The following is a 20,202-nucleotide window of genomic DNA, read 5'->3' as shown; positions in this document are numbered from 1 at the left end:
CCTCTCACCAGCCGCTCAGACCTCGAGGACCTGGCGCTTGTTGTAGGTGCCGCAGCTCGGGCACGCGATGTGCTGGAGCTTCGGCTCCTGGCAACGCTCACACGAAACCAGGGTGGGGACCGCAGCCTTCCACTGCGACCGGCGGTGGCGCGTGTTGCTGCGCGACATCTTCCGCTTCGGAACAGCCACGGCTACTTCTCCTGCTTCTCGGCGGCGCTCTGAACGTCGTCAGATGCAGTGCCGCTCATGTTGTCCTTCTCGCCGTCCTGATCGGTAACGACGAGTTCCTGCAAAGCCGCCCAACGGATGTCGACGGCGTCGTGGTGGTGGTCCGGGTCGTCGTTGAGGCTGAGCCCGCAATCGGGGCACAGTCCCAGACAGTCCTCCCGGCACACCGGCTGCATCGGCAGTGCGAGCACCACCGCATCACGCAGCACGGGTTCGAGGTCGAACAATCCGTCCTCGAGGAAGAGCGTGTCCTCGTCGTCCTCGGCGTCGTCGGCCGGCTCCGCTTTGGCGCGGCCCCGGTCGTCGGCGTCAGGGTACGAGAACATCTCCTGGAAGTCCGCCTTGAGCTCGCGCCCGACGGCCTCCAGACACCTTACGCACTCCCCCGTCGCCGATGCACGGACGGTGCCTGTGACAAGCACCCCTTCCATGACCGACTCAAGGCGGAGGCTGAGCTTCACCGGAGCGCCTTCCGGCACTCCGATCACGCCGGCCAGACCAAGGTCCGCCGGTGCGTCGATCTCACGGGACAGCCGCTGCATGGCACCAGGACGCCGACCCAGCTCGTGCGTGTCGAACACGAGGGGGTTGCGGTGGTCGAGGCGGGTATTCAGGGCCGTTCCTGCTTTCACAGATCGCTGAAGATCAAAGATTCCGCCGCTCAAGGGCAGCATGGATCGCGACGCATACGCGCGACCGAACAGCCAGGATACCCGGACCGGGGCCGTGCGCCCAATCCGGTGTCAGCGGCCCTGTTCGTACTGGCGCAGCTGATCCAGGTTGATCATGCTCGTGTCGAAGAAGCTGGTCTCATCGAGCGAGGGCTGCTGGGCCTGCTGCTCGGCCTGCTGGTGCTGCTGGTGCTGCGGCTGGTGATAGGCGGCGTACGGGTCGGGCTGCTGCTGGTAGGCGGCGTACGGGTCCGGCTGCTGCTGGTAGCCCGCGTACGGGTCCGGGTAGGGCGCGGCATAGGCCGCCGCGGTGGAGCCGGTGCCCGCACCAGGGTAGGCGTCCTGCTGCTGGGCGGCGGGCTGCTGGTAGCCGTACGCGTCGTAGGGGGACTCCGGCTGGGCCGGTACGGGCGGCTGCACGTGAGCGGGCTCCGGCTCCGCGAGGCCCGCCAGGAAGTCGGAGTCGCTCGCCGAGCGGGACGGCTGGCCCGCGGCCGCGTCCTGGGCCGCCATGTGCACGCCCAGGTCGTCCGTCGGGACCCGGCCGAGCAGCTTCTGGCGGCCGCGGCCCACGGCCTCCAGGGTCTTGGAGAGCACCGCTTCGAAGGTCGCCAGCTTGGTGTCCACGTACGCGTCCGCCTGCTGCCGCTGCGTCTCGGGGTCGTGGCTGCGCTCGGGGGCGTCCGCGTCCGGGTAGCCGTCCTCGTCCAGACCCGGGCCGCGGCCCAGCAGCTTCTCCCGGCCCCGGTCCACCGAGCCGATCGTCTTGGTCAGCACGACCTCGAAGTTCGCGAGCTTGCTGTCGACGTAGTCGTCGGCTTCAGCCCGGATCTCCTCGGCCTCCCGGCGGGCCTCCTCCACGATGCGGTCGGCCTCGGCCTGCGAGCGCCGCGCGATCTCGGTGTCGGCGATCAGCGATCCGCGCTGGTCGTGGGCCGCGTCGATGATCCGCTCCGCCTCCCGGCGGGCCTCCTCCACCATCTGCTCCCGGCCGCCGAGCAGCTCCTGGGCCTGCGCGAGCGAGCCGGGGAGCGCCTGGCGCACCTCTTCGAGCTGGGCGAGCAGCTCGGCGCGGTTGATCACGCAGGAGGCGGACATCGGCATGGACCGGGCGCCGCCGACGGCTGCGACGATCTCGTCGAGCTTCTTCTGCACGTCCATGGGGGCTCGCACTCTCTCGGCCTCAGGCGGTTCCCGAGACGGACGGGTCGACTGTAAGGCCAGCGGGCGGGCCCCCGACACCGGCTGACGCTTCGTCAGCAGATCAGCGCTCGCGCAGCCGCTCCAGGAGCGCCGCGTGCACGTGTGCCGGCAGCAGGTGGGCGACGTCTCCACCCCAGGCCGCCACTTCCTTAACCAGCGAGGAGGACAGGAAGCTGTAGGAGGGAATGGTCGGGACGAACAGTGTCTCGACGCCCGACAGCCCCAGGTTCATCTGGGCCATCTGGAGCTCGTAGTCGAAGTCGCTGACCGCGCGCAGGCCCTTGACGATGGCCGGGATGTCCCGCTGCTTGCAGAAGTCGACGAGCAGTCCCCGGAAGGCCTCCACCTGGACGTTTCCGTAGTCCACCGTCGCCTCGCGGATCAGCTCGATCCGCTCCTCGACCGTGAACAGGCCCTTCTTCGACTCGTTGATCCCCACGGCGACGTGCACGACGTCGTACAGCCTGGAGGCGCGTCCGATGATGTCGAGGTGTCCGTTGTGGATGGGGTCGAAGGACCCCGGACAGACGGCGCGGCGCAACTGAACTCCCTCGTTCATGAGTCTTCGCGGGTGAAGGCGGCGCGGCCGTACCACAGGGTGCCCTCGCCGTACGTCCGCGACCGGAGCGGCTCGAAGCCCTCGGGCCACGGAAAGGCGCCGCTCCTCGTGCTGCGCTCCACGGTGACGAGCGCGCCGTCCGTGATCCAGCCATTGGACCGGAGTGTGAGCAGGATCTCCCGCAGGTCCGCGCTGTCCACCGCGTACGGCGGGTCCAGGAAGACGACGTCGTACGGGTCCCCGCCCGCGCGAGCGGCCACGATCTGCTCGGCCCTGCCGGCCCGGAACTCGGCCCCGGGCAGGCCCAGCGTCCTGATGTTGTCGCGGATCGCCTTGGCGGCCTTCGGGTCCGACTCGACCAGGAAGGCGTGGTCCGCGCCTCGGGAGAGGGCTTCCAGGCCGACGGCGCCGGAGCCGCCGTACAGGTCGAGCACCCGTGCCCCTTCGACTCCGTGCAGCGACTCCCAGGTGGAGAAGAGGCCTTCGCGCATCCGGTCCGAGGTCGGCCGGGTGCCGGTGCCGGGGGGCACGGCCAGCCGTCGCCCGCCGGCGCTGCCGGCGATCACGCGGGTCATCTGGGGTCCTTCGGTACGGCGGCAGGGGCAGCCGGGCGGTCCGCCGCGGCACTCCAACGATAGGTCGTACCGCTCAGCCCTTCTCCAGGTACCGCTCGCGCTCGGTGTCGAGGAGGGCGTCCAGCGCGGTCCGCAGGCCCGGCAGCCGCTCCAGAGCGGGGTCCGCGGCCACCACCCGGGTGGCTTCGTCCCGGGCCTGGGCGATGACCTCCTCGTCGTCGATGACGGCGAGCATGCGCAGCGAGGAGCGAACCCCCGACTGGGCCTGGCCCAGGACGTCGCCCTCGCGGCGCTGTTCGAGGTCGATCCGGGAGAGCTCGAAGCCGTCGAGGGTGGCGGCGACAGCGGCCAGCCTGGCCCGGGCGGGGCTCGCCTCGTGCATCTCGCTGACCAGCAGGCACAGGCCGGGGGCGGAGCCGCGTCCGACGCGACCGCGCAGCTGGTGGAGCTGGGAGACGCCGAACCGGTCCGCGTCCATGATCACCATGACGGTGGCGTTGGGGACGTTCACGCCGACCTCGATGACGGTGGTGGCGACCAGCACCTTCACCTCGCCGGCCGTGAACCGGCGCATGACGTCGTCCTTGTCGGCGGGGTCCATCCGGCCGTGCAGCACCTCGACGCTCAGGCCGGCCAGCGGGCCCTGGCCGAGCTGCTCGGCGATCTCCAGGACGGCGAGCGGCGGCCTCCGGTCGGCGTCGTCCGCGGCCTGCTTCTTCCTGGGGTCGTCCTCCCCGTCCCCGATGCGCGGGCAGACCACGTACGCCTGGTGGCCCTTCTCCACCTCCTCGCGGACCCGCTCCCAGGCCCGGGCGAGGAAGTGCGGCTTGTCCTTGGCCGGCACCACATGGGTGGCGATCGGCGAGCGCCCGGCGGGCAACTGGTCGAGGACGGAGGTCTCCAGGTCGCCGAAGACGGTCATGGCGACGGTGCGCGGGATCGGGGTGGCGGTCATCACCAGCAGGTGCGGTGGCTGCTTGCCCTTGGAGCGCAGCGCGTCGCGCTGCTCCACGCCGAAGCGGTGCTGCTCGTCCACGACGACCAGGCCGAGGTCGTCGAACCGCACTTTGTCCTCGATCAGCGCGTGCGTGCCGATGACGATCCCGGCCTCCTTGGTGACCAGGTCGAGCAGGGCCTGCCGGCGTGCCGGCATCCCCATCGACCCGGTGAGCAGCACGACCTTGGTGCTCTGTTCGCAGCCGCCGAGCATGCCGCCTTCGGCCAGTCCGCCCATCATCTCGACGATGGAGCGGTGGTGCTGCTGGGCGAGCACCTCGGTGGGCGCGAGCATCGCCGCCTGCCCGCCGGAGTCCACGACGGCCAGCATCGCCCGCAGGGCCACCATCGTGTTGTGCGTCACGGTGAAGTGGTCCGTCACGTACGCGTGGCTCGGATGCTCGACCCGGATGCACTGCACCGGCTTGGGGCCCACGTGCTCCACGGCCCGGATGGCGCGCCGCCGAATGCCGGACTCCGGCCGCGGCCGCATGCGGGCCACCTCGCGTCGCAGCCGGAACGGCTCGAACTCGTCGGGCAGCGCCACGGAGACGCCGGACACCGCCTCACCGGGCAGCACCCGGGCATCTCCGCCGAGGGAGCGCACGAGCCAGGCCACGTCCTGTGCCAACCGGAGGGAGGCGGAGCGGAACGAGATGCCCGCTCCGTCCGCTTGTACCGTCCCGTCCGCGTCCATGAGGCCTTGCACGACCGCAAGGCGGTCCTTGACCGGTGCGTTCTTGTAGACGTCCGGAACGAAGATGTCGTGCGGGGCCACGCCCCGCAGCCCCAGGTCCCGTACCGCCCGGCCGACCGGACCGGGCCCGGCGGCCGCCTCGTGGTGCGGGGCGAGCGCGGCCTCGGCCGCCGCCAGGATCTCCCGGTCCGCGGTGGACAGGTCCAGGTCGTGCCGGAAGGAGCCGGCTCCGAGGAGCACGCCCGTCAGGTAGGGATCGAGGGGCCGGCGGTCACCGTTCCCGAGATCCACGGGAACGGCCACCGGCAGGTACCACCTGGCAGAACCGTCGGCCTCGTGGAGGTCCGCCCTGATCTCCCTCGTGGTCAGCACCGCGGGTTCCTGGCCGCGGCGCCATCCGCGGCTCGTGCCGACGATCCACAGGTGTTCGTCGTCGCACTCGACAGTGCTCCCGTCCGAGAGCACCACCCGCCACACCTCGCGCTCCCCCTGCGGGAAGACTGCCCCCACGCGGGCGGTCTCACCGGATGGCACCACCACCTCGTCCCCCACCCCGATGTCTCCCATCGGCCGGAAACCCGTGGGGGTGAGCACCAGTGAATCGAGGGGCTGGGCCTTGCCCGAGCCGACCTCGCCCTGGAGGAGGCGGTGCATGGGGTGGCTGGTGGCGAGGTCGTCGAAGATCTCCTTCGAGACCTTCTGCTGGCCCTCGGTGAGGGTGAAGGGCAGGGTGGCGTCGAAGGCGTCGAGCAGGCCGCCGGGGGCGGGGCGGCGCGGTACGGCCGGGAGCTGGGCGTCGGCGTGGCGGCGGCGGGCCAGGGCGACCTGGAGGACGAAGGCCTCGTCCCACTTCAGTCGCTGCCGGGCGTCCTCGATGTCGGCCTTGGCGGCCGGCCGGTGAATCTTCAGCAGGGCTTCGGGGAGCGGGAGCAGCCCGCGGCCCTCGCGCAGGGCGGGCGGCAGCGGGTCGACGACCTCCCTGGCGCTGGGCAGCACGGCGTCCACGCATTTGGCGATCTTCCAGGATTCCAGCTTCGCGCAGGCCGGGTAGATCGGGATCAGCTGGTTGGCGAAGGCGGTGGCGGCGTCCCGGTCGGAGGCGTCCGCGCCGAGCGGTTCGTACGCCGGGTGCGCGAGTTGGAGCTTGCGGTTGAACAGGGAGACCTTGCCGGCGAACATCGCGCGGCTGCCCGGGAGCAGTTCCTTGTGCGGCTTGTGGACGCCGGCGCCGAAGAAGACCAGCTGGAGCCGGCCGCTGCCGTCGGTGATGGTCACCTCCAGCCGCTTGCCCCGGCCCCCGTTGAAGGTCAGGACGCGGGCGTCGGCGACCTGCGCGACAACGGTCACGTGCTCGTCGATCTGGCCGGCGAGCTCGGCCAGCGGGGTCAGCTCGCCGCGCTCGGCGTACCGCCTCGGGTAGTGGTGGAGCAGGTCCAGGGCCGTGTGCAGGCCGAGCTGCTCGGCCAGCACCTTGGCGGTGGCGGGACCGAGTGTCTTCTTGAGGTCTTCGTCGAGCGCGGGCACGTGTTCCATTGCACACCATGGCGCTGACAAGCCCGCTATTCCACCCCGATGAGGAGCGGCGCCGAGTACCGACCGCCCCGGTAGGTGACGGTGTCCACCGCCAGGTGCCCGGACTGCACGTGGGCCTGGAGGTGTTCGGCGACGGCGTCCGGCACCTCCGGACCGAGGACCAGGGTGACGAGTTCGCCGCCGGAGCCGAGCATCCGGTCCAGCACCGCCACGGCGGTCTCGGCCAGGCCCGCTCCGATCACGGCGACGTCGCCGTCGATCAGACCGAGCACGTCTCCGGCCTGGCAGATACCGGCCGAGGTGAAGGACTGGCGTTCGGCGACGGCCAGTTCCCCGTAGCGGGTGGCGCCGGCGGCCGCGGTCATGGCGACCACGTCCTCGTCGAAGCTGCCCTGCGGGTCGTGCACGGCGAGCGCGGCCAGGCCCTGGACGGCGGAGCGGGTGGGGATCACCGCGACGCGCACGCCCTCGGCACGGGCCTGTTCGGCGGCGGTGGCCGCGGCCGCGCGCAGTTCCGCGCGGCCCGGCAGGAGCACCACCTCGCGGGCGTGGGCGCGGCGTACGGCGTCGAGGAGCTCGGCAGCGGCCGGGACCTCGCCGGGGCGCACGAGCACGGTGGTCGCGCCGGCCCCGGCGCACAGGTCCACCAGTCCCTCGCCGGGGACCAGGGCAACCACGGCGCGCTGGGCGCGCTCGCCGCGGCCGCGGCGGCGCTCGTCGCCGAAGTGCGTGATCCGGATCCGGTAGGGCCGTCCGGCGACGACCCCGGCCTCCACGGCCGCACCGGGGTCGTCGACGTGGACGTGGACGTTCCACAGCCCGTCGCCGCCGACGACGACCAGAGAGTCGCCGAGGCCGTCGAGCTGTGCGCGCAGTTCCGCGACCGCCGCGTCCGAGGCCTCCAGCAGGTAGATCACCTCGTACGCGGGCCCGTCCTCGTGCTGTTCGCAGGGGTCGGTCGGCCGCGGGCCGGACACCGCGGGCCGGCCGGCCGCCGGTTCGGCGGCCGGCTCCTGGCCGGACAGGGCCTGCCAGAGGGCGCCGAGCACGGCGACCAGTCCGCAGCCTCCGGCGTCGACCACCCCGGCCCGGCCCAGCGCGGCGAGCTGCCCGGGGGTCTCGGCGAGTGCGGCGCGGGCGCCGTCATAGGCGGCGCGGGCCACGTCGGCCGCGGTACCGGCGGCCTCCGAGGCCGCTTCGCCGGCCCGGGCGGCGGCGCCCGCGACGGTGAGCATGGTGCCCTCCACCGGATGGGCGACGGCCGCGTACGCCTCTTCCGCGGCCCGGCTGAGTGCGCGGGCGAGCAGCCCGCCGGGGCCGGTCCGCCCGTCTCCGGGCTCGGCCTCGGGCTCGGCGCCGAGCACGTCGGCCACTCCGCGCAGCAGCTGCGCGAGGATCGTCCCGGAGTTCCCCCGGGCACCGACGAGCGCGCCGTGCGCCCAGGCCCGTACGGCCTCGGACAGGGTGGTCGGCGCCACGGTCCGGCCGGCCGCGTCCCCGAAGGTGTCCGCCAGCGCGCGGTCGGCGGACTCGGCGGTGAGGTAGAGGTTGGTGCCGGTGTCCGCGTCGGCGACCGGGTAGACGTTGATCGCGTCGATGTCCTCGCGGGCCCGCCCCAGCGCGGCCAGGGCGAGCGAGCTCCAGTTGCGCACTGCCTCGGCGTCGAGCTCGTCTGCGGGCTGCGGCTGCGGCTCGTGCGGCACCGGGCGTTCCTCCTTGTGCGGGCCAGGGTTCACCGCAGGGTAACGAAGGACCGCGCTCCCGGGGCCGGGACCGCGGGGCGGGGTTGCCGGCCGCCATGGTAGTTTTCTTGGACGGGCGCAGTCGTTGTATGCTGCTCCGGTTGCCCGATGAGAGTCGGGTCTTTCCCCGGCAAACCACTTCAGACCTCTGATCCGGTGCGCCGGATTCACTGTAATTGCATCTGAAGTCTTTGGAGTGACCTGTGGCTGCCAACTGCGACGTTTGCGCCAAGGGGCCGAGCTTCGGCAACAACATCTCCCACTCGCACCGCCGCACCTCGCGTCGCTGGAACCCGAACATCCAGCGCGTTCGTGCCGTGGTCAATGGGACGCCGAAGCGCCTCAACGCCTGCACCTCGTGCATCAAGGCCGGCAAGGTCTCGCGCTGACGCCCGTCGTAGCGCAGCCCCTTCCGGTTGCCAAGAAGGCCGGTTCACCTCTGGTGAGCCGGCCTTTTGCCTTGTCCGGGGGGTTCCGGAGGCCGCAATCCCGGGGGCCGGGGCAGGATCACCGCAATCGCCAGGCGTGATCCACCGGGCCGATGCCCCCGCCGAGTGCGAAGCCGCCGGCGATGCCGCCCGTCACGTACTCCTTGGCGGCCGTGACGGCTTCCGGGACCGACAGGCCCTTGGCCAGGCCGGCCGCGATGGCGCTGGCGAGGGTGCAGCCCGTCCCGTGGGTGTGCCGGTTGGAGTGCCGAGGAGCGCGCAGCCACCGTTCCGTGGCGCCGTCGGTGAGCAGGTCCACGGCCTCGTCGCCGTGCGCCGCGAGGTGCCCGCCCTTGATCAGCGCCCAGCGGGGTCCGTGGCCGAGGATCGCGTCGGCGGCACGGCGCATGTCGTCCTCGCTCTCCACCACGATGCCGGTGAGCTGGGCGACCTCGTCCAGGTTGGGCGTGGCCACGGTGGCCCGCGGCAGCAGCTCCGTGCGTACGGCGTCCAGCGCTGAGGCGGCGAGCAGGGCGTCCCCGTGCTTGGAGACGCCGACGGGGTCGACGACGGCCGGGGCCGCGGTGTCGGCCAACAACGCGGCCACCGTCTCGACGAGCAGGCTGGAGGAGAGCATGCCGGTCTTCACGGCGTCCACGCCGATGTCGTCCACGACGGCCCGGTACTGGGCCGTGACGGCCTCGGCGGGCAGCTCCCAGGCTCCCCGTACCCCGAGTGAGTTCTGCGCGGTCACGGCGGTCACCACGCTCATGCCGTGCACGCCGAGCGCCAGCATGGTCTTGAGGTCGGCCTGGATGCCCGCGCCGCCGCCGGAGTCCGATCCGGCGACGGTCAGGCACAGCGGCGGTGCCGTGTTCACGTCGTGCCGTCCTGGGCGACCGGGTCGGCTCCGAAGTGGTCCCAGCCGCCGGTGCTGGTCCAGGGCGCGCCGTCGACGGTCACCTGGGGCAGGGCCGAGCGGTTGAGGACCTCGCCGATGACCTTCCAGCGCGCGGGGAGCTTCACGTCGGGCGGGAAGGTCGCCACGATCGCGTGGTCCTCTCCCCCGGTGAGCACCCACTGCAGCGGGTCCACGCCGACGGCCTGGCCGATGTCGTGCATCTGCGTCGGGATGTCGACGGCGGCCGAGCGCAGGTCGATGCGTACCTTGCTGGCCTCGGCGATGTGCCCGAGGTCGGCGATCAGGCCGTCGCTGACGTCGGTCATGGCACTGGCGCCGAGCCCGGCGGCTGCGGGACCGGCGTGGTACGGCGGTTCGGGACGCCGGTGGGCCTCCACGAACGCCCGCGGGGAGCGGAAGCCGCGCGAGAGCACGGCGAAGCCGGCCGCGGACCAGCCGAGCCAGCCGGTGACGGCGACGACGTCGCCGGGCTGGGCGCCGGAGCGCAGGACCGGCTCGTGGTTGCGCAGGTCGCCGAGAGCGGTGATGGAGACGGTGATGGTGTCCCCGCGGACCACGTCCCCGCCGACCACGGCGGCGCCGGCGACCTGGCACTCGTCGCGGATGCCGTCCATGAGCTCGGTGGGCCAGGTGACCGGGAGTTCGGCGGGCACGACGAGGCCGAGCAGCAGCGCGGTCGGCACCGCGCCCATGGCCGCGATGTCCGCCAGGTTCTGCGCGGCGGCCTTGCGGCCGACGTCGTAGGCCGTGGACCAGTCGCGCCGGAAGTGCCGGCCCTCCAGCAGGATGTCGGTGCTCGCCACGACGCGCCGGTCGGGGGCCGACACCACGGCGGCGTCGTCGCCCGGTCCGAGCCGGACCGCCGGGGTGGTGGTGAGCCGTGAGGTGAGCTCCCTGATCAGCCCGAACTCCCCCAGCTCGCCGACAGTGCCCTTCATCGCTGTGCCCCTTCTTGCCCAGTCCGCTTGCGGTCGCGAGCCGTCACAGCTCTGGGTACCGTCAACAGATACGTCAACTTGTGCTCTCCGTACGCCCCGCTGTGCGTGGCGCCGGGCCCGCAGGTCTCCCCGTGGCGCACGGCGACGCGGTACCGTGGCGTCCCTTCTTCCCCCGGCCCTGTCCATCGTGTGGGGTCCACCCGAAGATTAGGGGAAATGATCCTCGTGGCCGCCCTGGAGGTTCCGTGGTACAGGCGTACATCCTCATCCAGACCGAAGTGGGCAAGGCGTCGTTCGTCGCCGAGTCCATCGGCCAGATCCCGGGGGTGATCCAGGCCGAGGACGTGACAGGTCCGTACGACGTGATCGTGCGCGCCCAGGCCGACACCGTGGACGAGCTCGGCCGCATGGTCGTGGCCAAGGTCCAGCAGGTGGAGGGCATCACCCGCACCCTGACCTGTCCGGTGGTCCATCTGTAGCCCCCGTCTACTCTTGGCCGGTGATGTCCCTCCACCGCCGGCCCGTCCGTGTCCTGGCCATGCCCGTCGCCCTGGTCCTGTCCGCCCTGGCCGCATGTACCCCGGGCGACACCGAGGCCCGGGTGGAACCGCCACCCGCACCGCCGGCCGACGTCGCGGGGTTCTGTGCGGCACTGCACAAGGAGCTCCCGGAGACGGTGGCCGGCCTGGCCCGGACCCGGACCGAACCGGAGTCCGACCTGACCGCCTCGTGGGGCGGCTCGGCGATCGTACTGCGGTGCGGGATCGCCAAGCCTCCCAAGATGCTGGATCCGAAGCAGGAGGGCGTCCATGTGAACGACGTGGCCTGGCTGCTGGAGAAGCTCGGCGACGGCGGTTTCCGTTTCACCACCGGGCTGCGGCTGGCCTACACGGAGGTCCGGGTCGACGAGGAGCATGCCACGGACGCGGGGATGCTCGTCGGTCTGTCCACGGCCATCGCCGCGACCGTGCCCGAGGGCATCGCCTCCTACTGAGCTCCGGCACGCCGCCGCCCGCCGCCCGCCCTCGTGCAAGGCGGCCGGCGGGCGGCGGTACGCGGTGCTAGCGCAGCCCCGTGGAGCGGCGCAGGGCGGCCTGGATCAGGCGGTCCACCAGCTCGGGGTACGCCACGCCGGACTTCTCCCACATCAGCGGGTACATCGAGATCGGCGTGAAACCGGGCATGGTGTTGATCTCGTTGATGACGAATTCGCCGTCCTCGGTGAGGAAGAAGTCGGCCCGCACGAGGCCCTCGCAGGACGCCGCCTCGAAGGCCTCGACCGCGAGCCGCTGCACCTCGGCCGTCTGCTCCGGGGTGAGCGGGGCGGGCACGATCCCGGAGGCGGAGTCGATGTACTTCGCCTCGAAGTCGTAGAAGTCGTGGCTGGACACCGGCGGGATCTCGGCGGGCACGCTCGCGCGCGGCCCGTCCTCGAACTCCAGGACGCCGCACTCGATCTCGCGGCCGCGCAGCAGCGCCTCCACGATGATCTTCGGGTCGTGGCGGCGGGCCTCCCTGACCGCGGCCTCCAGACCGGAGGCGTCGTCGACCTTGGTGATGCCGATCGAGGAGCCGGCCCGGGCGGGCTTCACGAAGAGCGGCCAGCCGTGCTCGGCGGCGAAGTCCAGGATCCTGGCCGTGGCGGCCTCCCGGTCGGCTTCCCACTCGCGGGGGCGGATGGTCACGTAGGGGCCGACGCGCAGCCCGAAGGACGTGAACACCCGCTTCATGTAGTCCTTGTCCTGCCCGACGGCGGACGCGAGGACGCCCGAGCCGACGTACGGGATGCCGGAGAGCTCCAGAAGGCCCTGGAGGGTGCCGTCCTCGCCGTAGGGGCCGTGCAGCACGGGGAAGACGACGTCGACCTCGCCCAGGGCCTTCGGGACGGCTCCGGGCTCGGTGTAGACGACCTGGCGGCTGGCCGGGTCGACCGAGAGCACGACGGCGCCGTCCTCGGACTCGGCGAGCTCCTCGACGCTCGGGAGCCTGCGGTCTGAGATGGCCATCCGCGCGGGCTCGTCCGCGGTCAGCGCCCACCGGCCGTCCGTGGTGATGCCGATGGGCAGCACCTCATACCTGGACCGGTCGATGGAGCGCAGCACGGCGCCCGCCGTGACGACCGAGATGGCGTGTTCCGAGCTGCGGCCGCCGAACACGACGGCAACGCGGGGCTTGCGGCCCTGCTGCTCAGGGGTCTGGGGGAGGTTCTCGCTGCTCATATCGGCATGAGAGTACCCGCTCATGCGTCCGGGAAGGAGTCAGCGACGTTCCGGTTTGGCGCTGCGGCCCATCAGCTCCTTCAGGGCCACGAGGGTGGGCTTGCCGTGATGGACGATGTCCACGACCGTCTCGGTGATCGGCATGTCGACCCCGTGGCGGCCCGCCAGATCGGCCACCGACTGGCAGGACTTGACTCCCTCGGCGGTCTGCTTGGTGACCGCGATGGTCTCCTCCAGGGTCATTCCGCGGCCGAGGTTGGTGCCGAAGGTGTGGTTCCGGGAGAGGGGCGAGGAACAGGTGGCGACCAGGTCACCGAGGCCCGCGAGGCCGGAGAAGGTGAGCGGGTCGGCCCCCATGGCCACGCCCAGGCGGGTCGCTTCGGCCAGTCCGCGGGTGATGAGCGAGCCCTTGGTGTTGTCGCCGAGGCCCATGCCGTCCGCGATGCCGACGGCGAGGCCGATGACGTTCTTGACGGCACCGCCGAGCTCGCAGCCGATGACGTCGGTGCTCGTGTACGGGCGGAAGTAGGCGGTGTGGCAAGCGGCCTGCAGGCGCTGGGCGACGGCCTCGTCCACACAGGCGACGACGGAGGCCGCGGGCTGGCGGGCGGCGATCTCGGCGGCCAGGTTGGGGCCGGTGACGACGGCGATGCGCTCGGCGGGGACCTTGGCCACCTCCTCGATGACCTCGCTCATCCGCTTGGCGGTGCCGAGTTCGATGCCCTTCATGAGGGAAACGAGGACCGTGTCGGGGGCCAGCAGCGGCGCCCAGGCGGCCAGGTTGTCGCGCAGGGTCTGGGAGGGGACGGCCAGGACGGTGAAGTCGGCGCCGGCGGCGGCCTCGGCCGGGTCGCCGGTGGCCCGGATGTTCGCGGGGAGTTCGACGTCGGGGAAGTAGTCCGGGTTGGTCCGGCCGGTGTTGATGGCGTCGACGACCTCGCCGCGGCGGCCCCACAGGGTCACCTCGCAGCCGGCGTCGGCGAGCACGATGGCGAAGGCCGTGCCCCAGGAGCCCGTGCCGAAGACGGTCGCCTTCGTAGGACGTGTCACTTCTTGCCCTCCCCTGCGGCCTTGCGCCGCTGTTCCGCCCTGGCGTGGCGATGGTCGTACGGCTGCGCGGGCGCGGTCTCCCCGCGCACCTCCTCCAGGAGGCCGGTGATGGCCGCCATGACCACCTCGGTGACTTCCTTGAGGACGTCCGGAGTCGGCTCCCGGTCGTAGTAGGCGGAGAGGTCGACGGGCGGTCCGGCGAGCACCCGGAGGGTCTTGCGCGGAAACAGCCGGACCTTGTTCTCCTTGGCGTAGGGAGGCATGACCAGGTTGGCTCCCCACTGGGCCACCGGGATGACGGGGGCCCGGGTCATCAGCGCGACGCGGGCCACGCCGGTCTTGCCGGCCATCGGCCACATCTCGGGATCGCGGGTGAGGGTGCCCTCCGGGTAGAAGGCCACGCATTCGCCGCGCTCGATCGCGTCCACGGCGGCCCGGAACGCGTCGAGGGCGTTGGTGCTCTCCCGGTAGACGGGGATCTGGCCGCTGCCGCGCAGGATCGCCCCGACGAAGGGGACCTTGAAGAGGGCGGCCTTGGCGAGCAGTCGGGGCACCCGGCCGGTGTTGTACTGGAAGTGCGCGTAGGAGAGCGGGTCCAGGTACGAGTTGTGGTTGACGGCGGTGATGAAGCCGCCCTCGGCCGGAATGTGCTCCATTCCCCGCCAGTCCCGCTTGAAGAGCACTACCAGCGGCGGTTTTGCGATGACCGCCGCCAGGCGGTACCAGAAGCCGATTCTGCGGCGGGACACTCGGACACCTTCCTCTAGGACCGGTGCGCGGCTGGGGCACCTCGTCGTCGGCCGGACAAGTGTCACCCCGGGCCCGGTCTCTGTCGAGAACACGGTACGCCCCGCTCACACCGCCGGGCTCCCGGGCTGCCCGGGCAAAGGCGACAATGGGCCGACACATGACCCGGCCATGACCTGTCCTTGGCCCGGGGAGGGCGCGGCGCGCACCGGAGGAAAGGGGTCCGACACGAACGCCGTCTGGAGTCTGGTGGTCCCGTTGAAGCCCCTGTCGGTGGCCAAGAGCCGTCTGGCGGCAGCGGTGGGGGCCTCACGCCCGGGTCTGGCCCTGGCCTTCGCCCAGGACACCGTCGCGGGGGCGCTGGCCTGCGCCGCGGTCGCGGACGTGGTGGTGGTCACGGACGATCCCGCGGCCGGGGTGGAACTGGCCAGGTTGGGGGCGCGGATCGTCCCGGACGTCCCGGCGGCCGGGCTCAACGCGGCCCTGGCCCACGGTGCACGGGCGGCGCGGGAACGGCGGCCCGCCGCCGCGGTCGCGGCGATGAACGCCGACCTGCCGGCACTGCGGCCCCCGGAATTGCTACGCGTGCTCGAAAACGCCTCGGTATTTCCACGCGCATTTCTGGCGGATGCGGCCGGAATCGGGACGACTCTGCTTTCCGCAGCGGCGGACGTGGAATTGGCCCCTTCCTTCGGGGGCCCTTCGCGGGCGAGGCATTCCGCCTCGGGGGCCGTCGAAATCGCACTGACGGGCGTCGACAGCGTGCGAAGGGATGTGGACACCGCGGCGGACCTGCGGACGGCGCTCGCCCTGGGCGTGGGGCGTCACACGGCCCGATACAGTGCGGCTATGCAGGCGACCGCGTACACGTACGACTCCCAGACCCGCAGCGGCAGTGTGCTGCTGGACGACGGCACCCCGGTGTCCTTCGAGGCCCCGGCGTTCGACGCGGGCGGTCTGCGGCTGTTGCGTCCCGGACAGCGGGTCCGCATCGAGACGGACGGCGCGGGCGCGGAGCTGCGGATCACGCTGATCACGCTCCAGACCTTCTGAACCGGTCCGCCACGGCGTCCGCGGGGCACCCGGCGACCCCGGAACGCACCGCGGGCCGGCTTCCCCGAGGAGGGAAGCCGGCCCGGCGTGTGTGACTCGTGCCCCTACTTCTTGCGGGCGGTGGTCTTCTTCGCGGTGGCCTTGCGGGTCGCCGTCTTCTTGGCCGGCGCCTTCGTCGCCGCGGTGGCCTTCTTGGCCGCCGGGGCGGTCTTCTTCGCGGCGGCGGTGGTCTTCTTCGCCGCGGCCGTGGCCTTCTTGGCGGTGGTGGTCTTCTTGGCGGTCGCCGTCGCCTTCTTCGCCGCGGCCGTGCTCTTCGCCGCCGTCTTCTTGGCGGTCGCGGCGGTCTTCTTCGCCGCGGTCTTCTTTGCGACCGTGGTCTTTGCCGCCGCCTTCTTGGCGGTGGTGGCCTTCTTCGCGGCGGCCTTCTTGACCGTCGCGGAGGCACCGCCGGTGAGGCTGCCCTTCGGCGCCTTCTTCACCGACACCTCGCCGCCCTTGGGCAGCTTCTTGGTGCCGCTGACCAGGTCCTTGAAGCCCTGGCCGGCTCGGAATCGGGGCACCGAGGTCTTCTTGACCCGGACGCGCTCACCCGTCTGCGGGTTGCGGGCGTAACGGGCCGGACGGTCGACCTTCTCGAACGAGCCGAAGCCCGTGACCGAGACCCGGTCGCCCGCGACGGTAGCGCGGACGATGGCGTCCAGTACCGCGTCGACAGCGTCCGCGGCCTGCTGGCGGCCGCCCAGCTTGTCGGCAATCGCTTCTACGAGCTGCGCCTTGTTCACGTCTTCCCCTTCGGAGACTTCGCCAGAACGAATGTGTTCAAGCTTATTTCGCACGTTAGGCGGATATATACCGCAAATCAAACACGAAACGGGCTAATCACCCTAGTGCCGCAACGCCGGAGGCGGTTACGGAGTTCCTTCGCATCAGTCGCCTTCAGGGAATCGACCCTCGTCGAGGTCCTTCATCAACCTGTCCAGGCGCCTTGCCGCATCGGCGAGATCGTGCTTCGCCGCGGCCGTGACGACCAACAGCTTCCGGGACAGCGCCATCCTTACGCCCTCCGGGACTTGCAGTGAGCGCACCCGTGTGTGTGCTTCTTTCAGCCGGTCCGCGACGAGTTCGTAGAGCTCGAGTTGACTGTCGCGTTCCATGCACAGATTGTGCCATCTGGGGCGAGTTGTCGCCTCACGGGGCCTCAACAAACGACTGTGCCCCCCGCCGGAGGGCGGGGGGCACGGTGTTGTCGACGCGATCAGCCGGGGCTGAATAAGCGCTGATCAGGCAGGAATCAGGCCTGAATCGTGCGCGGCTTGAAGGCCGGGCGGGTGCTTTCGTAGGTGGCGATGTCCGCTTCGTTCTGAAGGGTGAGCGAGATGTCGTCCAGGCCTTCGAGGAGGCGCCAGCGGGCGTTGTCGTCGAGTTCGAACTCGGCCACGACGCCTTCGGCGCGCACCTGGCGGTCGACGAGGTCGACGGTGATCTCGGCGGTGGGGTCGGCTTCCGTCAGCTTCCACAGACGCTCGACGGTCTCCTGCGGCAGGACCACGGTCAGCAGGCCGTTCTTCAGCGAGTTCCCGCGGAAGATGTCGGCGAAGCGGGAGGAGATGACCGCCTTGAAGCCGAAGTTCTGCAGGGCCCAGACGGCGTGCTCGCGCGAGGATCCGGTGCCGAAGTCGGGGCCGGCGACGAGCACGGTCGCACCGGCGCGCTCCGGACGGTTCGTGACGAACTCCGGGTCCTTGCGCCAGGCCTCGAAGAGCCCGTCCTCGAAGCCGTCGCGGGTGATCTTCTTGAGCCAGTGGGCCGGGATGATCTGGTCGGTGTCGACGTTGCTGCGGCGCAGCGGGACGGCCCGGCCGGTGTGGACGGTGAAGGCTTCCATGGTTCAGACTCCGGCGGTCGCGTCGGCGGCGGACAGGTCGGCGGGTGAGGCCAGATGGCCCAGCACCGCTGTGGCGGCGGCCACCTGCGGGGACACCAGGTGGGTACGCCCGCCCTTGCCCTGCCGGCCCTCGAAGTTGCGGTTGGAGGTGGACGCGGAGCGTTCACCGGGCGCCAGTTGGTCGGGGTTCATGCCCAGGCACATCGAACAGCCCGCGTGCCGCCACTCGGCCCCGGCCTCCTTGAAGACCTTGTCCAGGCCCTCTTCCACGGCCTGGAGGGCCACGCGGACCGACCCCGGAACGACGAGCATCCGTACCCCGTCGGCGACTTTGCGGCCCTCGATGATCCCGGCCACGGCGCGCAGGTCCTCGATGCGGCCGTTGGTGCAGGAACCTACGAAGACGGTGTCGACCGTGATGTCGCGCAGCGGCTGCCCGGCGGTCAACCCCATGTACTCCAGGGCCTTTTCGGCGGCGAGGCGCTCCGAAGCGTCCTCGTACGAAGCCGGGTCGGGGACGCTGGCCGACAGCGGCGCGCCCTGGCCCGGGTTGGTGCCCCAGGTGACGAACGGGGACAGCGCGGAGCCGTCGATGACGACCTCGGCGTCGAAGACCGCGTCCTCGTCGGTGCGCAGGGTCTTCCAGTACGCGACGGCCGCGTCCCAGTCCTCGCCCACGGGGGCGTGGTCGCGGCCCCGGAGGTAGTCGAAGGTGGTCTGATCGGGGGCGATCATGCCCGCCCGGGCGCCGGCCTCGATCGACATGTTGCAGATGGTCATGCGGGCTTCCATCGAGAGCTTCTCGACGGCCTCGCCGCGGTACTCCAGGATGTAGCCCTGGCCACCGCCGGTGCCGATCCTCGCGATGATCGCCAGGATCAGGTCCTTCGCGGTGACCCCGTCGGCCAGCTCGCCGGTGACCGTGATCGCCATGGTCTTCGGACGGGCCAGCGGCAGGGTCTGGGTGGCCAGCACGTGCTCGACCTGACTCGTGCCGATACCGAAGGCCAGCGCACCGAAGGCACCGTGCGTGGAGGTGTGCGAGTCACCGCAGACCACCGTCATGCCCGGCTGGGTCAAGCCCAGCTGCGGCCCCACGACGTGGACCACGCCCTGCTCGACGTCGCCCAGCGGATGCAGGCGCACACCGAACTCGGCGCAGTTCCTGCGCAGCGTCTCCAGCTGCGCCCGGGAGACCGGGTCCGCGATCGGCTTGTCGATGTCGAGGGTGGGGGTGTTGTGGTCCTCGGTCGCGATGGTGAGGTCGAGGCGCCGGACCTTGCGGCCGGCCTGGCGCAGCCCCTCGAAGGCCTGCGGGCTGGTCACCTCGTGCAGCAGGTGCAGATCGATGAAGAGGAGGTCGGGCTCGCCCTCGGCGCGCCGGACGACATGGTCGTCCCAGACCTTCTCCGCGAGTGTCCTACCCATCGCTTTCCCTCCGGCCGGCGGGTTGTGCCGGCGCTTCATAGAGATCTCGTGCCGCCAGACGCCCGTACCCCACGTCCCGGACGACGGCTCGGACCCAGTGGTTCGTGGACCCGCACATACAGACTCGCTGGTTCTTGGAAAAATTGAACTTGCGTTTCACAGTGTGAGACGTGAATATCGTTTCATGGACAACTCTAGCGGCGTCGGCGTTCTCGACAAGGCAGCTCTGGTATTGAGCGCACTGGAGTCCGGTCCGGCCACCCTCGCCGGGCTGGTCGCGGCGACAGGGCTCGCACGACCCACGGCACATCGCCTTGCCGTGGCACTGGAACACCACCGGATGGTGGCGAGGGACATGCAAGGCCGGTTCATCCTCGGCCCGCGGCTGGCGGAGCTCGCCGCCGCGGCCGGCGAGGACCGACTGCTGGCCACGGCGGGACCGGTACTCACCCACCTCCGTGATGTGACGGGCGAGAGCGCACAGCTCTACCGTCGCCAGGGAGACATGCGTATCTGCGTGGCGGCGGCGGAACGGCTGTCGGGCCTTCGGGACACCGTCCCGGTCGGCTCCACGCTGCCGATGAAGGCCGGCTCGGCCGCCCAGATCCTGATGGCCTGGGAGGAGCCCGAGCGCCTCCACCGCGGCCTGCAGGGCGCGCGCTTCACGGCGACGGCTCTCTCGGGCGTACGGCGCCGCGGCTGGGCGCAGTCGATCGGCGAGCGGGAGCCCGGTGTGGCATCCGTCTCGGCGCCGGTGCGCGGGCCGTCGAACCGCGTGGTGGCCTCGGTGTCGGTGTCCGGGCCGATCGAGCGGCTGACCCGCCACCCGGGCCGCATGCACGCCCAGGCCGTCATCGACGCGGCTGCACGGCTGACGGAGGCGCTGCGCCGCTCCGGCTGACGCCGGTCCCCCATCCCTTCACCCCCGGGCCCGGGGGCGCGTACGACGCCGCACACGTCCGAACACGCGCCGCCGGGCCCGCACTTGCGTCCGCGCCGGCCCGACGGAACACAGCGAAGAGGCCCTCCGCGGTGAACGCGGAGGGCCTCTTCCATGCGTACCCCCGACCGGATTCGAACCGGCGCTACCGCCTTGAGAGGGCGGCGTGCTAGGCCGCTACACAACGGGGGCTTGCTTGTACTGCGCTGGGCTACCAGGACTCGAACCTAGAACAAAGGAACCAGAAACCTTCGTGTTGCCAATTACACCATAGCCCAATGTGGTCTATACCAGACCAGTACCCCCGACCGGATTCGAACCGGCGCTACCGCCTTGAGAGGGCGGCGTGCTAGGCCGCTACACAACGGGGGCCCTAGCGATCCTGCAT

21 protein-coding genes and 3 tRNA genes are annotated in these 20,202 nt (G+C 71.3%); 5 read left to right on the top strand and 19 right to left on the bottom strand.

Translation table 11 applies throughout. The features are described from left to right. Window positions 1-15 precede the first annotated feature (15 nt). The 7 genes from rpmF to ACFW2G_RS22075 form a co-directional block, all read right to left on the bottom strand. Window positions 16-189, bottom strand: a complete 174-nt coding sequence (rpmF, locus tag ACFW2G_RS22105; protein WP_003965982.1) for a 50S ribosomal protein L32 — start codon at window positions 187-189, stop codon at window positions 16-18. Window positions 190-191: 2 nt separating this feature from the next. Beyond that, window positions 192-902, bottom strand: coding sequence for a DUF177 domain-containing protein (locus ACFW2G_RS22100; protein ID WP_052031266.1), 711 nt, complete (start codon window positions 900-902; stop codon window positions 192-194). A 69-nt stretch (window positions 903-971) separates the two neighbouring features. Further along, the gene (locus tag ACFW2G_RS22095; protein ID WP_384582372.1) at window positions 972-2,060 is read right to left on the bottom strand and encodes a cell division initiation protein; all 1,089 of its coding nucleotides are present in this window, start codon (window positions 2,058-2,060) and stop codon (window positions 972-974) included. A 103-nt stretch (window positions 2,061-2,163) separates the two neighbouring features. Beyond that, window positions 2,164-2,643 carry a pantetheine-phosphate adenylyltransferase gene (coaD, locus tag ACFW2G_RS22090; protein ID WP_201773417.1) on the bottom strand — a complete coding sequence of 160 codons (480 nt, stop codon included), beginning with the start codon at window positions 2,641-2,643 and terminating at the stop codon, window positions 2,164-2,166. Between the two features lie 14 nt (window positions 2,644-2,657). Then, window positions 2,658-3,236 (bottom strand): 16S rRNA (guanine(966)-N(2))-methyltransferase RsmD, encoded by a 579-nt coding sequence (gene rsmD / locus ACFW2G_RS22085; RefSeq protein WP_037928281.1) that lies wholly within the window; start codon window positions 3,234-3,236, stop codon window positions 2,658-2,660. A gap of 73 nt (window positions 3,237-3,309) precedes the next feature. Further along, window positions 3,310-6,462, bottom strand: a complete 3,153-nt coding sequence (locus tag ACFW2G_RS22080; protein ID WP_384582370.1) for a helicase-related protein — start codon at window positions 6,460-6,462, stop codon at window positions 3,310-3,312. Between the two features lie 26 nt (window positions 6,463-6,488). Next, window positions 6,489-8,165: a DAK2 domain-containing protein gene (locus ACFW2G_RS22075; protein ID WP_384582368.1), complete on the bottom strand. Its 1,677-nt coding sequence runs from the start codon at window positions 8,163-8,165 to the stop codon at window positions 6,489-6,491. A 242-nt stretch (window positions 8,166-8,407) separates the two neighbouring features. Here ACFW2G_RS22075 and rpmB point away from each other — a divergent pair, with 242 nt between their 5' ends. After that, a complete protein-coding gene (rpmB, locus tag ACFW2G_RS22070) occupies window positions 8,408-8,593 on the top strand; it encodes a 50S ribosomal protein L28 (protein WP_007266795.1) in 186 nt (61 codons plus the stop codon). Between the two features lie 118 nt (window positions 8,594-8,711). On the opposite strand, the gene thiD is transcribed toward rpmB, so the two are convergent. Together thiD and ACFW2G_RS22060 are read right to left on the bottom strand one after the other, a co-directional pair. Then, window positions 8,712-9,512 carry a bifunctional hydroxymethylpyrimidine kinase/phosphomethylpyrimidine kinase gene (gene thiD, locus ACFW2G_RS22065; RefSeq protein WP_384582367.1) on the bottom strand — a complete coding sequence of 267 codons (801 nt, stop codon included), beginning with the start codon at window positions 9,510-9,512 and terminating at the stop codon, window positions 8,712-8,714. Continuing rightward, window positions 9,509-10,492 carry a thiamine-phosphate kinase gene (locus tag ACFW2G_RS22060; RefSeq protein WP_037928267.1) on the bottom strand — a complete coding sequence of 328 codons (984 nt, stop codon included), beginning with the start codon at window positions 10,490-10,492 and terminating at the stop codon, window positions 9,509-9,511. The genes thiD and ACFW2G_RS22060 overlap by 4 nt, the downstream gene beginning before the upstream one ends. Window positions 10,493-10,737: 245 nt before the next feature. On the opposite strand from ACFW2G_RS22060, the gene ACFW2G_RS22055 reads away from it, so the two are divergent. Together ACFW2G_RS22055 and ACFW2G_RS22050 are read left to right on the top strand one after the other, a co-directional pair. Further along, window positions 10,738-10,971, top strand: coding sequence for an Lrp/AsnC family transcriptional regulator (locus ACFW2G_RS22055; protein WP_030028650.1), 234 nt, complete (start codon window positions 10,738-10,740; stop codon window positions 10,969-10,971). A gap of 23 nt (window positions 10,972-10,994) precedes the next feature. Continuing rightward, the gene (locus ACFW2G_RS22050) at window positions 10,995-11,486 is read left to right on the top strand and encodes a DUF3515 family protein (RefSeq protein ID WP_384450473.1); all 492 of its coding nucleotides are present in this window, start codon (window positions 10,995-10,997) and stop codon (window positions 11,484-11,486) included. A gap of 67 nt (window positions 11,487-11,553) precedes the next feature. Here the strand turns inward: ACFW2G_RS22050 and ACFW2G_RS22045 are convergent, their stop codons facing one another. The 3 genes from ACFW2G_RS22045 to ACFW2G_RS22035 are packed head-to-tail and all read right to left on the bottom strand — an operon-like array spanning window position 11,554 to window position 14,510. Then, entirely contained in the window at window positions 11,554-12,711 is a 1,158-nt protein-coding gene (locus tag ACFW2G_RS22045; RefSeq protein ID WP_037928262.1) for a D-alanine--D-alanine ligase family protein, read from the bottom strand. A gap of 39 nt (window positions 12,712-12,750) precedes the next feature. Further along, window positions 12,751-13,761 carry an NAD(P)H-dependent glycerol-3-phosphate dehydrogenase gene (locus ACFW2G_RS22040; RefSeq protein WP_037928258.1) on the bottom strand — a complete coding sequence of 337 codons (1,011 nt, stop codon included), beginning with the start codon at window positions 13,759-13,761 and terminating at the stop codon, window positions 12,751-12,753. Next, window positions 13,758-14,510, bottom strand: coding sequence for a 1-acyl-sn-glycerol-3-phosphate acyltransferase (locus ACFW2G_RS22035; protein ID WP_037928255.1), 753 nt, complete (start codon window positions 14,508-14,510; stop codon window positions 13,758-13,760). Before ACFW2G_RS22035 ends, ACFW2G_RS22040 begins: the two co-directional genes overlap by 4 nt. A gap of 169 nt (window positions 14,511-14,679) precedes the next feature. On the opposite strand from ACFW2G_RS22035, the gene cofC reads away from it, so the two are divergent. Then, on the top strand, window positions 14,680-15,561 hold the full coding sequence (cofC, locus tag ACFW2G_RS22030; protein ID WP_384582365.1) for a 2-phospho-L-lactate guanylyltransferase: 882 nt from the start codon (window positions 14,680-14,682) through the stop codon (window positions 15,559-15,561). A gap of 104 nt (window positions 15,562-15,665) precedes the next feature. Here cofC and ACFW2G_RS22025 read toward each other — a convergent pair whose 3' ends face one another. The 4 genes from ACFW2G_RS22025 to leuC form a co-directional block, all read right to left on the bottom strand. Continuing rightward, entirely contained in the window at window positions 15,666-16,343 is a 678-nt protein-coding gene (locus ACFW2G_RS22025; protein ID WP_384450465.1) for an HU family DNA-binding protein, read from the bottom strand. Between the two features lie 144 nt (window positions 16,344-16,487). Beyond that, window positions 16,488-16,715, bottom strand: a complete 228-nt coding sequence (locus tag ACFW2G_RS22020; protein ID WP_030009267.1) for a hypothetical protein — start codon at window positions 16,713-16,715, stop codon at window positions 16,488-16,490. A gap of 137 nt (window positions 16,716-16,852) precedes the next feature. Beyond that, window positions 16,853-17,446, bottom strand: a complete 594-nt coding sequence (leuD, locus tag ACFW2G_RS22015; RefSeq protein WP_384450462.1) for a 3-isopropylmalate dehydratase small subunit — start codon at window positions 17,444-17,446, stop codon at window positions 16,853-16,855. 3 nt (window positions 17,447-17,449) lie between these two features. Then, entirely contained in the window at window positions 17,450-18,874 is a 1,425-nt protein-coding gene (gene leuC, locus ACFW2G_RS22010; RefSeq protein ID WP_037931113.1) for a 3-isopropylmalate dehydratase large subunit, read from the bottom strand. 184 nt (window positions 18,875-19,058) lie between these two features. Between leuC and ndgR the strand changes: the two genes are divergently transcribed. Next, the gene (gene ndgR, locus ACFW2G_RS22005; protein ID WP_007266782.1) at window positions 19,059-19,775 is read left to right on the top strand and encodes an IclR family transcriptional regulator NdgR; all 717 of its coding nucleotides are present in this window, start codon (window positions 19,059-19,061) and stop codon (window positions 19,773-19,775) included. A 158-nt stretch (window positions 19,776-19,933) separates the two neighbouring features. On the opposite strand, the gene ACFW2G_RS22000 is transcribed toward ndgR, so the two are convergent. From ACFW2G_RS22000 to ACFW2G_RS21990, 3 genes are all read right to left on the bottom strand, one after another. Further along, window positions 19,934-20,006 (bottom strand) — tRNA-Glu (locus ACFW2G_RS22000). 14 nt (window positions 20,007-20,020) lie between these two features. After that, window positions 20,021-20,092: transfer RNA gene (locus tag ACFW2G_RS21995), tRNA-Gln, on the bottom strand. 21 nt (window positions 20,093-20,113) lie between these two features. Further along, window positions 20,114-20,186 (bottom strand) — tRNA-Glu (locus tag ACFW2G_RS21990). Between the last annotated feature and the right edge of the window lie 16 nt (window positions 20,187-20,202).

The organism is Streptomyces sp. NPDC058880 (genome assembly GCF_042742535.1).
In the GTDB taxonomy this organism is placed as follows: Bacteria; Actinomycetota; Actinomycetes; order Streptomycetales; family Streptomycetaceae; genus Streptomyces.
The sequence above is the reverse complement of the archived record's forward strand: the minus strand, read 5'-3'. Positions and strand labels throughout refer to the sequence as shown.

Bases quoted from the DNA above. Each gene is read 5' to 3' on its own strand.
- ACFW2G_RS22080 (WP_384582370.1), bottom strand. From the start codon at position 6,462: ATGGAACACGTGCCCGCGCTCGACGAAGACCTCAAGAAGACACTCGGT.
- ACFW2G_RS22050 (WP_384450473.1), top strand. From the start codon at position 10,995: ATGTCCCTCCACCGCCGGCCCGTCCGTGTCCTGGCCATGCCCGTCGCC.
- ACFW2G_RS22020 (WP_030009267.1), bottom strand. From the start codon at position 16,715: ATGGAACGCGACAGTCAACTCGAGCTCTACGAACTCGTCGCGGACCGG.
- cofC (WP_384582365.1), top strand. From the start codon at position 14,680: ATGACCTGTCCTTGGCCCGGGGAGGGCGCGGCGCGCACCGGAGGAAAG.
- leuC (WP_037931113.1), bottom strand. From the start codon at position 18,874: ATGGGTAGGACACTCGCGGAGAAGGTCTGGGACGACCATGTCGTCCGG.
- ACFW2G_RS22100 (WP_052031266.1), bottom strand. From the start codon at position 902: ATGCTGCCCTTGAGCGGCGGAATCTTTGATCTTCAGCGATCTGTGAAA.
- rsmD (WP_037928281.1), bottom strand. From the start codon at position 3,236: ATGACCCGCGTGATCGCCGGCAGCGCCGGCGGGCGACGGCTGGCCGTG.
- ACFW2G_RS22095 (WP_384582372.1), bottom strand. From the start codon at position 2,060: ATGGACGTGCAGAAGAAGCTCGACGAGATCGTCGCAGCCGTCGGCGGC.
- ACFW2G_RS22045 (WP_037928262.1), bottom strand. From the start codon at position 12,711: ATGAGCAGCGAGAACCTCCCCCAGACCCCTGAGCAGCAGGGCCGCAAG.
- ndgR (WP_007266782.1), top strand. From the start codon at position 19,059: ATGGACAACTCTAGCGGCGTCGGCGTTCTCGACAAGGCAGCTCTGGTA.
- ACFW2G_RS22060 (WP_037928267.1), bottom strand. From the start codon at position 10,492: ATGAAGGGCACTGTCGGCGAGCTGGGGGAGTTCGGGCTGATCAGGGAG.
- leuD (WP_384450462.1), bottom strand. From the start codon at position 17,446: ATGGAAGCCTTCACCGTCCACACCGGCCGGGCCGTCCCGCTGCGCCGC.